Source organism: Vibrio sp. 10N.247.310.23 (assembly GCF_041467155.1).
Classification (GTDB): domain Bacteria; phylum Pseudomonadota; class Gammaproteobacteria; order Enterobacterales; family Vibrionaceae; genus Vibrio; species Vibrio crassostreae_C.
In genome coordinates this window covers 145,682-159,045 of record NZ_JBFSTZ010000006.1, presented here as the reverse complement: position 1 = coordinate 159,045, position 13,364 = coordinate 145,682, and the positions used below count along the sequence as shown (strand labels likewise).

Here is a 13,364-nt window from a genome sequence, read left to right as displayed (position 1 = left end):
AACAGTATGAATATTATTAACAGAAAGCAGATTTATACAGCACTCTTACTATTACCTTACTTTCTTGCTGTTACAGGTATGTTAGTTTTAGATAGTGGTGATAAGAAAATGATCCCACTATTTTTGATTAGTATCATCGTCAGTATATTAGTATTTAAAAAAGAAACTATATTAAATAACATACAGAGCCCGTTTGTGTGGTTAATTGGCATTTCATGTATATATACAGTATTTAGTTACTATTATCATGGAGCAAGCTCTAGAGAACTGAGGTCACTGATTGGCGTTACTCTTTTTCTTATAGCTTTCCCATATCAAATGCTTACTCAAAAAGTAATTCAATGGGTAGTTTTGATCGGTAGTTTTGTTGTATGTGTCAATAGCGTATATTTCAACCTTTATATAGGTATAGAACGTGATGCTGGCTATATAAACCCAATACCTTACGCGACAGCTTGCGCTTTGATATCCATAATCGCTTTCTCTTTATTGCTAGATAATTCATCTTTAAAGGGAAAAACACTTCCTTTGATAGCTTTTTTATTGTCACTCCAACCTATTATCCTAAGTGAAACTAGAGGTATCTGGTTAGCGTTTACTTTGAGTATCTTTTTTATATTCATTACTAAATGCATTAAGAACCCGCCTTCAAAAAGGAAAATATTACTTGCCTTTATATTCACAGCCATTCTAACTTCTACTGGTGTATTCTTATTTAAAGAAAAAATAAATGATAGATATGACAGAACCATCTATGAAATAGAGAGAATACAATCAAATGACTATAGTACTTCTATTGGGCTTAGGCTACAAATGTGGATGCTGGCACCAGAACTAATAAAACAAAAACCAATACTAGGACACGGACAAGAACAACGAGAAATATTAAAAGGTAAGTTGAAAAATGGTGAAATATCCAAACAACTTTTTCACTTCGCTTCAGCTCACTACCACAATCAATTTTTAGATAAAATGGTTAAGTCTGGAATTATAGGGCTAACACTTGTAATTGGACTTCTAATTTATCCACTAATGATAGTGAAAAATTTACCATCACTCGATACATATATAGTGATTGGTTTAGTTAGTCTATTTTTCATTGCAGGGCTAACAGATGTCCCTTTCAATCACCCTCAACCCCTGATGTTGTATTTATTGTTCCTTCTACCTATTTGCTCAAGATGTAAGAGAGTTACCAATGACTAAAATATTTGTCATAAATTTAGAATCTTCCACAGATAGAAAAAAAAACATTAGTCGTCAACTAGATGAACTATCTCTTCCTTTTGAGCTCTTTTCTGCGATAGATGGTCGAATTTCTCCTCCTCATCCGCTACTAAAACGTTATAACGATAGTTTAAGCCAAACGTACCGAGCAAAAACACTGAGTGCAGGGCAACTAGGGTGCTATGCAAGCCATTTTTTATTATGGGAAAAGTGTGTTGAACTCAATCAACCAATAATCGTAATCGAAGATGATGCTCTTCTATATAAAGATGAGTTCCTTAACTTCATTCGAGATATTAGTGACATACCAGAAAATGTAGAGTGTGTGAGATTATTCAAAAATAAGCGCCGTAAATATGGTTCTTACGAAGTTTTCGAAGCTAAATCTACTAGTATTCATAAGTTTACTAAAGGGCATATGAGTGCAACAGCCTATTTCTTAAGACCTTCAGGAGCTAAAAAATTCCTTGAACACTCAAAAGAGTGGTATATGGCTGTAGATATTTATATGGACCGATTCTGGCAAAACGAAGTCGAGTGCTACGGCACTGCAGTACCCTGTTTAACGAACGACCCAAAGTTTGATTCTGATATCGGATATGAAAAACGCACAAGCACCAGAAGTTTATTCAAGAAATTTAAGCGTGAATGGTTCAATTTAAACGAAACTATCCAGCGTCACCTACATAACATAAAATTCAAATACTCGAAGCGGTAATCCAATGAAAATTCTTATTGCTAGTTCCTACTATCATGCTCGAAATAGTGTACGTCCTGAAGCCGAAATGTTTATAGAAATGGTAAAGCAAGGTCATGAGGTCACAGTTCTTACCCAAGGCGATGCAGAATACGCTCAACGGTTTCAAGAAAATGGCGTAAGAGTTGTTGATGCCTACCCAAATAAAAAGATTTGTATAAAGACTATCAAAGCTTATAAAAAAGAACTTAATAATAAAAGCTATGACATCTTTTATGCATTTAACTCCAAAACAATCCCAAACGCGGCGTTTGCGTGTATTGGCACAAAAACAAAATTAATCACATATCGCGGGACTACAGGTGGTCTGTATCGTCATGATCCTTCAGCCTATCTTACTCACCTGCACCCAAAAGTCAGCGGCGTTGTTTGTGTATCAAAAGCTGTTGCTAACGACGTCAAGAAGAGAGTTTGGTGCAATAAAGACAATGTAGTCACCATCTACAAAGGTCATGAACTAGACTGGTACACTGTTCAAGCAAATAAACCGGAAGAATTTGGCTTAGATTCCAATAAAGTCGTTGCTGTGTGCGCTGCTCATGTAAGACCCAGTAAAGGAATTGATGTTCTAATCAGAGCTACACACTTTGTAGATAATCCCGACTTCCATCTTCTTTTGATTGGCAGTGGCTACGAACCTTATTTCGAAATGGCCAAAGAAAGCCCTATGTCGGAAAGAATACACTTCATTGGTCACAGAAAAGATGTGCCATCTATAATGGCAATGGCTGACTTTCAAATCCAGCCATCAATCAGTGGAGAAGGCCTTCCAAGAACGATAGTTGAAGCCATGGCTAATGGGACACCATCCATCGTAACGACAACTGGTGGCTCCCCAGAACTTATTGAAGAAAACGAAACTGGCTACATTGTTCCCGTAAAAAACGCCCAGTTATTAGGTGATTCTATAAACAATATGGCGAAGAATAAAGAACATTGCGCGGAGATGGGACGTAAAGCAAAAATCAGACTTCAACGCTACTTTTCGTCATCAGAAACAGTAAAACAGCATATTAATTTTTTTGAAAAACTAACTAAGAAATAATTTAATACTAAAAGGGCAGGAAAATGAGTTAACCTGCCCTAACGATTTAGTTTTGATCTTTGATAATTTTACTTATCACTTCTTTTTGAATTTCGACTATCGCATTGAGTTGTGCCAAAGAGCTCAATTGGTAATTGCTCTTGTCATTGGCTAAAACTTTAAGCTTCAATTGTAAATTTTTCATATCGTCATTAGAGGCCAGTTTGTACACAGTCACGAGTGACAGCCACTTTCTCGATGAAGATTTAAATAATTTAGCTACATTTCTCTTAAACGTATTTTCTAACAATTTACCAATGGGCATCTTATTAACACTCATAAAAGGTAAGTCGTGTAATATTAGCTCTACATCCATAGATTCAGCAAAGTCATACCACTTTTCATCGTCAAATGTCGGGGAGAAACGAACTCCTTTCCAAGGGGTGCGAAGTGCGTCCGCAATAATTGCACCGTGCATGGCCTCAGTCACAACGGACTCACACTCTTGAAGAGCCAACAAAAAAGTCTCGACCGGTTGTTTTGCTGTAATGTATGTTAAACCTATCTTCTGGCAAACTTTATCCCAATCGATAAAATCTTCACTACGATGATGAGGTATAAAGCCAATCTTCCCTTTTTGTATTTCCGCTTTAGGGAAGTCAACTTCACGAAGGAGATAAGCACCATCTCCAACCACCAGTTCGGGTTTTAACCCTAATTTTTTTGCCGTCCTAGGCCCTCTTACACCATAAACAGTACACTTGTCAGATAACTTGGGGACGTTCCACTCCCATGCACCTGATGAGAAAATAATAACTTCGTCCGCACCTGAAAGCGTTTTATTTAATCGCTTCTCCGTCAAAATCGTCCCTATGCCTAAAAAATAACGAGAGCTATCTTCTACAATCAAGTCACCAAACAGTTGTGGCCATAGCCAAGGGTTAAGATCATCCCCTACATTGTAAGTATCTGACAGGCAGTACTCTAATTTAAAAGCCACTGGTTAACTCCTTTCTTTTTCGATAAGCCACAAGCCGACATATTTATTGAAATTCACTTGAGCGTAAGTCATCGCCATAATGAAGCCGACACTGCCATCCATAAAGCCACGGCGAATGATATACACAAGGAAGAACGTCCATATTGCACGTAATAAAGCTAAAAATAAGCCGTGTGATTTCTTACCTTTGCGATGATACTTTTGCGATCCAAGCCAAGCGTACTGCGCTGCTTTGTCTAAACCATGACCATAATCGCGATGGGTGTAATGAAGAAGAAACCCCTTCAGTACTCCTGTAGAGCCTTGCTCAGGAACGACGGTCTCGTGAACCTCGTCTAACGTATATCGAGAGCCTTCTCTCTTAAACAGTCTTAATACTGCACGAGCACTGCGGCCATGTTTTAGAGTCGTGCCATAAAGCGTCACTCCCCAAGGCAGCTTGTACGCAGTGTGTTTGATTTGATCTTGTTTTAATAGTTCAACAAGAGCGTTGCTCATCTCTTTATCGAGAGCTTCGTCAGCATCAATTGATAGCACCCAATCACATGTCGCTTTATCTAGCGCTCGCTGCTTTTGCTTACCAAAACCAGGCCAATCTGTGATTGTCACGTTATCTGTATATTTTTGGCATATTTCAACGGTTGCATCTGTTGAGCCACTGTCTAGAACAATCAGTTCATCGGCAATATCAACAACAGATTTAAGGCAAGTTTCAATTCGGTCTTCTTCATTCTTGGTAATAACAATGACAGACAGGGTATGTTTTCTCATTATTCAGCCCTAGAATTTCCAATAGTTTAATGATTTACGGATTTTAAAGTTACGAATCCAATTTTTTGGCTTGTTATCTTGCCAGCCGCTTTCTAGCACATCCGTAATAGCACTCAGAACTCTCGCTGAGGATTGCCCATCTAAATATGGTGTTATTGACGGTCCGTAATGAGCGATAGCGTTATCTCTTTCTTCATCAGGTAGCATTGCTTGCTTAATTGCTGACTCTAATTGCTCGGCTTGAGTAATGTTAATAAAGCTTGCTTGAGGGTCTCGATTATTTACCGTGACAACAGGCTTATTGAGCAACAAGAATTCCTGAAATATCGATGAGTTGTCACATACCATCACATCAGCACGATGCTGCATCTCAATCACTCGATCATTATCGAAGAACAGAAGATTATCACCTTCCAACGCTTGGTATTTCTCTCGTGTCTCTAGCTTCATTTTAGGGTGCAGTGTGACTAACCATTGCCACTGGCTCAGTTTGCTTAAGCGCTTAAGCTCTTCATAAACCAATTCGGCACAGGATAAGCTTGGCGAAAAAGTGGAAGCAAATAGAATTTGCGGTCTTTCAAAATGCTTGTCACTGGCTTGGTAATTAAACAAGCTATCGAGCTTCAGCCACCCGGTCTCTTTTACTTGAAAATAGCCGCGCTGTTTAGCTAGTGGTTCCAATGAGCTCGTTCTTTCATGGCCTTCGGTGCAATACAAATCAAATAGACCACGTTCAGGGTATAAGTTCCCACGTTTGCTCTCGTTCAAACCATGAAATACTTGTACCTTCAACCCTGGAATAAACGCTGGAACACGATCACCGGGCACTAGAACGGCAGAAGGATTAAAAACAATAGCTTCTGTCAAAGAGACGCTCTGCTCTTGATCCAGTAAAAGATGTTCAGAAGCGTCTTCACCAACAAGCAACCACTTAACCTCATGGCCGAGTTGCTTCGCGTAATCATAGAATGGGCGAAGAATAGCAAATGAATAATTTTGCTCGACGTAGAGCAAGAAACGATAGGTTTGATCGGTTTGCATAAGCGATGAGATAAAATTCACCATGTCCGTTTGAAAGCGCAACTAAGCATTTAATTATAACGCTCTTTACTTTCGAGATTGAAGAAAATACTCTTCTGAATATTGATTTTACCTTCTGGTGTCACTGTTCTTATGCTTATACGACTTATCTATACTCTCATATTGTCATTAGCTTCTCCGCTACTGCTGTATGGGCTTTATAAGAGCAAACCTGGAAAGCCAAGTTTTGGTCAGCGTTGGAAAGAACATTTCGGGATCACACCGCAAACTCAAGGTAAGAATCCTATCTGGATTCACGCAGTATCGGTTGGTGAATCGATTGCCGCCGTACCGATCATCAAGCAACTGAAGCGACGCAATCCAAACCAAGCCATTATCGTTACCACGACAACCAGCACGGGTGCAGAGCAGATAGAAAAACTCGGTGATTTAGTCGAGCATCGCTACATGCCGATTGATTTTTCTTGGTGTATTCGAGGTTTTTTGAAGACTGTTCAGCCTAAACAGATGTTAATCATGGAAACCGAGTTATGGCCAAACACACTGCACTGCGTCGCGAAAGCTGGAATCCCCATTTCGGTACTCAACGCTCGCCTATCTGAACGCTCGTGCCAGCGTTATGCTAAATTCCAAGCCGTTTTTGATCTCTTAGCCAAAAATCTCTCTCAAGTACTTTGCCAATACCCAAGTGATGCTGAGCGTTTTATACGATTAGGGTTAGATAAAGCATCTGTGCATGTGACTGGGTCGATCAAGTTTGATATTGAAGTTTCAGCTGAACAAGTATCAAAAGGCAAAGCGTTACGTGAACAAATTGGCTTTGAACGCTGTGTGTGGATAGCAGCCAGCACTCATCAAGGCGAAGATGAAATTGTCTTAGACGCTCATAAACAGCTCCTTAAAGACAATCCGAATACCTTGCTGATGATTGTGCCTCGTCACCCAGAGAGATTTAACCAAGTGTCTGAGCTAGCTCAAGAGCACGGCTTCAAGACTATCACTCGAACGAGTCAGCAACCAATCACCTCTAATGTTGAAGTTTATATTGCGGATACGATGGGAGAAATGTTGGTATTACTCGGCGGATCTGATGTGTGCTTTATGGGAGGAAGCCTTGTGGGCGGTAAGGTGGGTGGCCACAATCTTCTAGAGCCTGCGGCACTGCAGTTACCTTTACTCAATGGCCCTAGCTATTTTAACTTCAGCGAGATCACAGACAAACTGCTTGAAGCTCAAGCCGTCACTATTTGTCAAAATAGCCAAGATATCGCTGGCCAACTCCAACAACTGTTCAAACAATCAGAACTGCGTAAAACTAAAGGCTTAGCGGCTTATCAAGTGGTTGAACAGAATCGAGGGGCGTTGGATAAAACCTTGGTATACATTCTTAATTAATGACCATTCTTAGCTAGTCACCACTCTTAACTAACAGCAACTAACCTTGGTAGCCTTGCAATAACGGTTCCCAATCCTGCTCTTGCCATTGAATCTGGCGCTTGTTCACTTCTTTTAAGAACGAGCGCTTTAAGCGATTCAAGTTGTCTTCTTTCCAGTCATCACCCGCTTGATGACCACACTTATCAAAGTCAATAATCCACACGTTTTGTGAAGTATCAAGCAAGATATTATGAATGTTGAGATCGGTATGATTAACCCCAGCATCGTGCATCTTGCGTACCTCTTGCCCAATTCGACGATAAACATCCGCATCTATCGGGCCATTGACCAAGACATCAACCAGATCTTTGGCATTGGGAATTCGTTCAGACATTAAGTCCGCTCGATAAAGTAGTCCGCTTTTAATGGCTCTAGCAGCAATGGGCTTCGGTACATTCACACCTGAGTTTGCCAATGCCTTGAGAACATTAAGCTCCATCGCACAGCGCGTGCTTTCCCAATCAGAGAAGCGATATTGGTCTTCGACTAGCTTCCCAAACAATCCGCCACGGCGATAATGGCGCAATGCGGCCTGTATTCCATCAAGCTGGATGAACCATGTGGTACCGCGTCCTTGAGCACTGCCTGAAATGGCGTCTTGTTGCTGCCAATATTCAGCCTCAAAGATCTGAGCGATATCGCCCTCTGGTACCTGAGCCAAAAGTTCAGGGTCGTACCAAATTGTTTGGTTCTTGGTGCTAATCGTTTCCATCTATGAGGCCTTTGGGTCGCTTTTCGTCATTGCTATTTTACAACTAATGCGAGTATCTGCATAATTCTGATGTTATTCACTTTTTTCGGGCACTTTATGTCACTGTTCTCAACTGCACCTCAATCTCTTTGCATACTTCGCCTCTCCGCGATTGGCGATGTTTGTCATGCTATTTCTGTGGTTCAAGCCATCCAGAAGCAGTGGCCTGAAACGAAAATCACTTGGATAACGGGCAAAATAGAAGCCATGCTGATCGGTGATCTACCCGGTATTGAGGTGATTGTTTTCGATAAGAAACAAGGCTTCAAAGGAATGCGTGAATTATGGCGTCAGCTATCTGATCGTAAATTTGATGCACTTCTGCATATGCAAGCCGCACTCAGAGCCAGCGTGCTATCTTGGGGGATAAAGGCGAAGTGCAAAGTGGGATTTGGCAAAAACCGTACTCGTGAAATGCAGTCACTCTTTACCAACCACCATCTACCTATTTCAGATAAGTTTCATGTGTTGGATAACTTTGCCGAATTTGCTCGCTACATTGGTGTCCCCTTCGATAAGCCTCAATGGGATATCCCTTTGACACCTGAAGATGAACAACTCGCAATTAGCACCATGGCAGACAAGCCGACCTTGGTTATCTCCCCAGCTGCAAGCAAAGATTCACGCAATTGGTTAACTGAGCGATATGCAGCTATTGCTGATTATGCTGTCGAACAAGGCATGCAAGTGGTGTTATGTGGTTCTCCGGCACCAAGAGAAGTTAACCTTGGTAGCGACATCGAAAAATTATGCCAGTCGCCAGTAACCAACTTGATTGGCAAAACGAACTTGAAGCAACTGACTGCCGTACTGAAACATGCAACGGTGGTATTGGCACCTGATACTGGCCCAGCCCACTTGGCAACTACGCAGTCAACGCCTGTAATCGGCTTGTACGCGCACAGCGATCCTCGTAGAACAGGACCTTACAACGATCTCGATATCGTAGTGAGTGTTTATCAACAGCACGTAGAAGCACAACAAGGTAAACCAGTCGCAGACCTTCCATGGGGAACCCGTGCTAAAGGCGATGACCTGATGAAAGACATCACACTCGATATGGTAAAGCAGCAACTCGATAAGGCCTTAAACTCTAGTAAAGCACCGAATTCGAACACTACATTAAGCAAGGACAGCTAAAATGAGCACACACGTTATTTATCCAGGAACTTTTGATCCGGTGACCAATGGCCACCTTGATATCATTGTTCGTGCCGCTAGCATGTTTGACCATATCACTGTTGGAGTAGCAGCGAGCCCAAGTAAAAAAACCATGTTTGAATTAGATGAACGTGTAGAGTTGTTACGTGATGCGGTGTCTCACTTACCTAACGTGTCTGTTGAAGGATTTTCGGGGTTACTGGTCGATTTTGCTAAACAGCAGCAAGCGAATGTGTTGGTGCGAGGCCTAAGAACAACCATGGATTTTGAGTACGAGTTTGGACTCACCAGCATGTACAGAAAGCTACTTCCAGGCCTTGAAAGTGTATTTTTAACACCTTCAGAGGAGTATGCATTCCTCTCTTCGACAATAGTTCGAGAGGTGGCCATTCATGGTGGAGACATTAGCCAGTTTGTGCCACAAAAGGTGGCAGCCGAGATAAAGCTGAAGACAGCCAAGTAATTCTCTTTACCTAAACCGAAAAAAATAGCGCTCATTGAGCGCTATTTTTTGAGACAGATAAATTCATTTAGACCCCTACATATTAGCTCTAACACTGCAGAACCGATGAATCAGATCATGCGAACCCCGAACACTCTTGAGGTTCGTCACAACCATAACCTCTAACAAAGCGAACAATCATTACAAAAAGCCAAACGAGTGATAACATAATTTCTTGTGAATAAATACATCAATATAGCTTTATGAAATCATACTGTATTACCTTAAAAGCAAACCATTGTAGGCAAAAATCAACAGCTAACGCCCTTAAGGATGCTCAGGTTGATTTTGAGTTTTTTATCGGAGTGGATGCACGAACCGATGAACATCCTCTACTAACAAGAATTCACGATAGAGCTTTTTTACACAATATGGGTAGACCGCATGCAATTGGGGAAGTGGGGTGTTATGCAAGCCATTATCTTATTTGGCAAAAATGCATAGAGTTAAATGAACCCATTTTAGTCTTCGAAGATCATGCCGATATTGATATCGATATATTTCGCAATACTTTGACTATCGCCGAGCAGCATATTGAGCAGTGTGGTTTTATTCGCTTACAAGACAGTAAGAATAGACTACATTATTCAGTTGATAAGTACGATACACAGCATCTTGTAAAGTATTTAAAAGTTCCTCAAGGAACCGCCTGCTATGCTATATCTCCCAAAGCGGCACAAGCTTTCATCGAACAAAGTTCAACTTTTAATTATCCAGTTGATGTATTCTTAAGGAATACTTGGATTCATAAGCACCCCATGTTTGGTGTTTCTTCTGCTGGATTACAGCGTAGTAAACGGCCGTCAATTATCGGTAGTCGTAAACATAAAGGTAGAAAAGACTATTCTGTCGCCTTTATGAAGATTGTGAACAAAATAAAGAGTATGGCACTTAATCTATCAACAAACCTTTATCACCTTGCAGTACTAGATAAAGAGTTCAGACCAAAATTCTAGGTCTAGGAAAAGTACACTCACATTAAATTGCCCCCTCTCTTTATGCTTATGTTTATACCTAAAAAGCAATCATGCGATTACCTATAAAAATAGCGCTCATTGAGCGCTATTTTTTATTCAAAGTTTATCAATTACTACAGCGAGTAATAGGCTTTATACCAATCCGCGAAAGCTTTCGCGCCTTCTTGGATCTTCACTTGAGGTTTATAGCCAACCGCTTCAAACAAATCTTCCGTATCAGCGTAAGTCGCGTACACATCACCAGGCTGCATTGGCATGAAGTTCTTTTTCGCTTCAACACCTAGAGCACCTTCTAATGCTTCGATGTAGTCCATTAATTTAACCGGGCTGCCATGACCGATGTTAAACACGCGATACGGAGCAGAACTGGTTGCTGGTGACCCTTGCTCAACGGTCCAATCTGGTTGCTTGGCTGGTATACGATCTTGAACACGAATAATACCTTCAACGATATCATCGATATAAGTGAAGTCACGCATCATGTCGCCGTTGTTATAAATGTCGATTTCTTTGCCCGCTACGATTAGATTCGCAAACTTGAACATCGCCATATCAGGGCGACTCCAAGGGCCGTAAACCGTAAAGAAGCGAAGACCTGTCGTTGGTACGTCGTATAAATGAGAATAGGTATGCGCCATCAACTCATTCGACTTCTTAGTCGCGGCGTACAGTGAAATCGGGTGATCAACACTGTCTGCTGTATGGAATGGCATTTTTTGATTCAAGCCATAAACGGAACTCGATGAAGCATAAACGAGGTGTTCAACCTTATTATGGCGACAACCTTCAAGAATAGCTAAGTGACCGACAAGGTTGCTATCGGCATACGCCATTGGGTTATCAATTGAGTAACGAACGCCAGCTTGCGCTGCTAAATGAATCACACGGTCAAATTTTTGCTCAGCAAACAGCTTCGCCATGCCCTCTCTATCAGCAAGATCCAGCTCAATAAAGGTCAGGTTTTCATGTTCGATACGTTTAAGGCGGTCATGCTTTAAAGAGACTTCGTAGTAGTCATTCAAGTTATCAATACCGACAACCTCATGGCCTGCTGCGCATAGTCGCTCTGACACTGCAGATCCGATAAAACCGGCAACGCCAGTTACTAAATATTTCATTCTACTATTCTCAATTCATATCATTAATGTAATTGTAGCGACTAGCACTTATATCTACTAGCAGTAAAAAGTGAACGCGCGTTCAGTTTTTTTATACTTGGCACTCTTCGCAAAAAAACGTATTTCTTTGCCCTATTTTCAATTCTTGAATCAGAGCTTCACAGCTTGGGCACTTTTCACCCGCTTTCCCATACACTTGCAGCTCTTGGGCGAAATACCCCGGTTTGCCATCTGCTTGTGCGAAATCTTTTAGCGTAGTACCACCTTGTTTAATGGCGGTGGCGAGCACTTGTTTGATCTCTTTGGTCAACAAGACCCACTCTTGTTTTGTCACTTTGCTTGCAGGGCGCAAAGGGCTAATACGTGAAGCAAATAGCGCTTCATTGGCATAGATATTACCCACACCAACCACCACTTTGTTGTCCATGATGAACTGCTTGACGGCCACTTTACGCTTTTCTGCTTTCTCAGCGATGTAATCAGCGTTAAAGTCGTCCGTTAACGGCTCAGGACCAGAACCAAGCAACACAGAGTGGACTTCATCAGGCGCCGACCACAACCAAGCGCCAAAACGACGTGGATCGTTGTAGCGTAGTACTTTTCCATTAGTGAGCTTAAGATCCACGTGATCGTGCTTTGCTGCTGGGAAGTCAGCATCTAATACGCGTAGTGAGCCAGACATACCAAGGTGAACAATGGCAGTGCCAGTATCCGTTTCAATCAATAGGTACTTTGCACGGCGCGAGATAGAGCGAATCACCTGCCCTTCTAATGCTTTTAACTCTTGTGGGATATCCCAACGCAGCTTAGGCGTGCGAAAAGTAAGGGTTTTAATGGTCTCGCCAACTAAATGAGGCGAGATCCCCATACGGCTTACTTCGACTTCGGGTAATTCAGGCATAGTTAGTCGTCCGATTTAGAGGAGTGGTTAGCGTTAAAGCTTGGAAACAGGTAGCTCTCTTCAATAGACACCGCCAACCACTGATCATTCCAGTTTTTTAACAACCAGAACTCAGGCAATTGATAATAGGTAATACGCTGGGGCTCTTCTTGGTCTTGATACCATACTTCGATGGTGTGTGGTGTATTTAACCGAGGCGTAAGGTCTGTGTAAGTCTGTGAGTCGACTTCCGTGCCCACAAGCTCTTTCCAACGTTGTGACAGCTCTTGTGCATTGGTGGCTTGAGGAAAGTCAGTATCTTCGAACTGGTAAACCCATTGATTATCTTGTTGAATGACAGACCACTTAGCAAAGTGTAACGCTTGAAGCTTTGCTGTTGGGTTCAGGAGATAAGGATAAGGGCTATCAACCTGCGGTTCAGGCTCGATAAGGTACGCTTTGATCAATGTTGGAAGGTTTAACACGCCAATAAAAGCGATCACACTGAACATGAGTATGTTGTTCCACCGGCGTCCACGATATCTCATCTGATTCTGCTCATCTAACCTATTGAACATTCAGTATATCGTGAAAGTGGCAATACTTTCTATGTTGTATAGATTTCTATCTATCAGAGGTTATATCAAGCAAGAATAATTGAGTTCCTCAAATTGTAGATATAAAAAAACCCAGCGATTAAACTGGGTTTTTCAATTCT

14 protein-coding genes are annotated in these 13,364 nt (G+C 41.5%); 7 read left to right on the top strand and 7 right to left on the bottom strand.

What is annotated here, in order from left to right; all coding sequences use genetic code 11:
• The first annotated feature begins 6 nt into the window (after positions 1-6).
• Genes AB6D93_RS06695 through AB6D93_RS06685 form a run of 3 tightly spaced genes read left to right on the top strand, consistent with a single transcriptional unit; the run spans position 7 to position 3,029 of the window.
• On the top strand, positions 7-1,206 hold the full coding sequence (locus AB6D93_RS06695; protein ID WP_102332616.1) for an O-antigen ligase: 1,200 nt from the start codon (positions 7-9) through the stop codon (positions 1,204-1,206).
• Complete coding sequence (locus AB6D93_RS06690; RefSeq protein WP_102332615.1) at positions 1,199-1,945, top strand: glycosyltransferase family 25 protein; 747 nt, start codon at positions 1,199-1,201, stop codon at positions 1,943-1,945. The genes AB6D93_RS06695 and AB6D93_RS06690 overlap by 8 nt, the downstream gene beginning before the upstream one ends.
• Before the next feature lie 4 nt (positions 1,946-1,949).
• Positions 1,950-3,029, top strand: coding sequence for a glycosyltransferase family 4 protein (locus AB6D93_RS06685; RefSeq protein WP_102332614.1), 1,080 nt, complete (start codon positions 1,950-1,952; stop codon positions 3,027-3,029).
• 46 nt (positions 3,030-3,075) lie between these two features.
• On the opposite strand, the gene AB6D93_RS06680 is transcribed toward AB6D93_RS06685, so the two are convergent.
• The 3 genes from AB6D93_RS06680 to AB6D93_RS06670 are packed head-to-tail and all read right to left on the bottom strand — an operon-like array spanning position 3,076 to position 5,820.
• Positions 3,076-4,008 (bottom strand): polysaccharide pyruvyl transferase family protein, encoded by a 933-nt coding sequence (locus tag AB6D93_RS06680; protein ID WP_102332613.1) that lies wholly within the window; start codon positions 4,006-4,008, stop codon positions 3,076-3,078.
• 3 nt (positions 4,009-4,011) lie between these two features.
• Complete coding sequence (locus tag AB6D93_RS06675) at positions 4,012-4,779, bottom strand: glycosyltransferase family 2 protein (protein ID WP_102332612.1); 768 nt, start codon at positions 4,777-4,779, stop codon at positions 4,012-4,014.
• A gap of 9 nt (positions 4,780-4,788) precedes the next feature.
• Positions 4,789-5,820, bottom strand: a complete 1,032-nt coding sequence (locus AB6D93_RS06670; protein ID WP_102332611.1) for a CDP-glycerol glycerophosphotransferase family protein — start codon at positions 5,818-5,820, stop codon at positions 4,789-4,791.
• A 132-nt stretch (positions 5,821-5,952) separates the two neighbouring features.
• On the opposite strand from AB6D93_RS06670, the gene waaA reads away from it, so the two are divergent.
• On the top strand, positions 5,953-7,215 hold the full coding sequence (gene waaA, locus AB6D93_RS06665) for a lipid IV(A) 3-deoxy-D-manno-octulosonic acid transferase (protein ID WP_016792883.1): 1,263 nt from the start codon (positions 5,953-5,955) through the stop codon (positions 7,213-7,215).
• A gap of 40 nt (positions 7,216-7,255) precedes the next feature.
• On the opposite strand, the gene AB6D93_RS06660 is transcribed toward waaA, so the two are convergent.
• The gene (locus tag AB6D93_RS06660; RefSeq protein ID WP_010433793.1) at positions 7,256-7,969 is read right to left on the bottom strand and encodes a 3-deoxy-D-manno-octulosonic acid kinase; all 714 of its coding nucleotides are present in this window, start codon (positions 7,967-7,969) and stop codon (positions 7,256-7,258) included.
• A gap of 96 nt (positions 7,970-8,065) precedes the next feature.
• On the opposite strand from AB6D93_RS06660, the gene AB6D93_RS06655 reads away from it, so the two are divergent.
• From AB6D93_RS06655 to AB6D93_RS06645, 3 genes are all read left to right on the top strand, one after another.
• The gene (locus AB6D93_RS06655) at positions 8,066-9,148 is read left to right on the top strand and encodes a glycosyltransferase family 9 protein (RefSeq protein WP_010433790.1); all 1,083 of its coding nucleotides are present in this window, start codon (positions 8,066-8,068) and stop codon (positions 9,146-9,148) included.
• A gap of 1 nt (position 9,149) precedes the next feature.
• A complete protein-coding gene (gene coaD, locus AB6D93_RS06650) occupies positions 9,150-9,632 on the top strand; it encodes a pantetheine-phosphate adenylyltransferase (protein WP_010433787.1) in 483 nt (160 codons plus the stop codon).
• Between the two features lie 242 nt (positions 9,633-9,874).
• Positions 9,875-10,627, top strand: a complete 753-nt coding sequence (locus AB6D93_RS06645) for a glycosyltransferase family 25 protein (RefSeq protein ID WP_016792613.1) — start codon at positions 9,875-9,877, stop codon at positions 10,625-10,627.
• A 134-nt stretch (positions 10,628-10,761) separates the two neighbouring features.
• On the opposite strand, the gene AB6D93_RS06640 is transcribed toward AB6D93_RS06645, so the two are convergent.
• The 3 genes from AB6D93_RS06640 to AB6D93_RS06630 form a co-directional block, all read right to left on the bottom strand.
• Positions 10,762-11,766, bottom strand: a complete 1,005-nt coding sequence (locus AB6D93_RS06640; RefSeq protein ID WP_010433784.1) for an NAD-dependent epimerase — start codon at positions 11,764-11,766, stop codon at positions 10,762-10,764.
• A 91-nt stretch (positions 11,767-11,857) separates the two neighbouring features.
• Positions 11,858-12,667: a bifunctional DNA-formamidopyrimidine glycosylase/DNA-(apurinic or apyrimidinic site) lyase gene (gene mutM, locus AB6D93_RS06635; protein ID WP_102332610.1), complete on the bottom strand. Its 810-nt coding sequence runs from the start codon at positions 12,665-12,667 to the stop codon at positions 11,858-11,860.
• Positions 12,668-12,669: 2 nt separating this feature from the next.
• Entirely contained in the window at positions 12,670-13,194 is a 525-nt protein-coding gene (locus AB6D93_RS06630; protein WP_032546317.1) for a hypothetical protein, read from the bottom strand.
• Between the last annotated feature and the right edge of the window lie 170 nt (positions 13,195-13,364).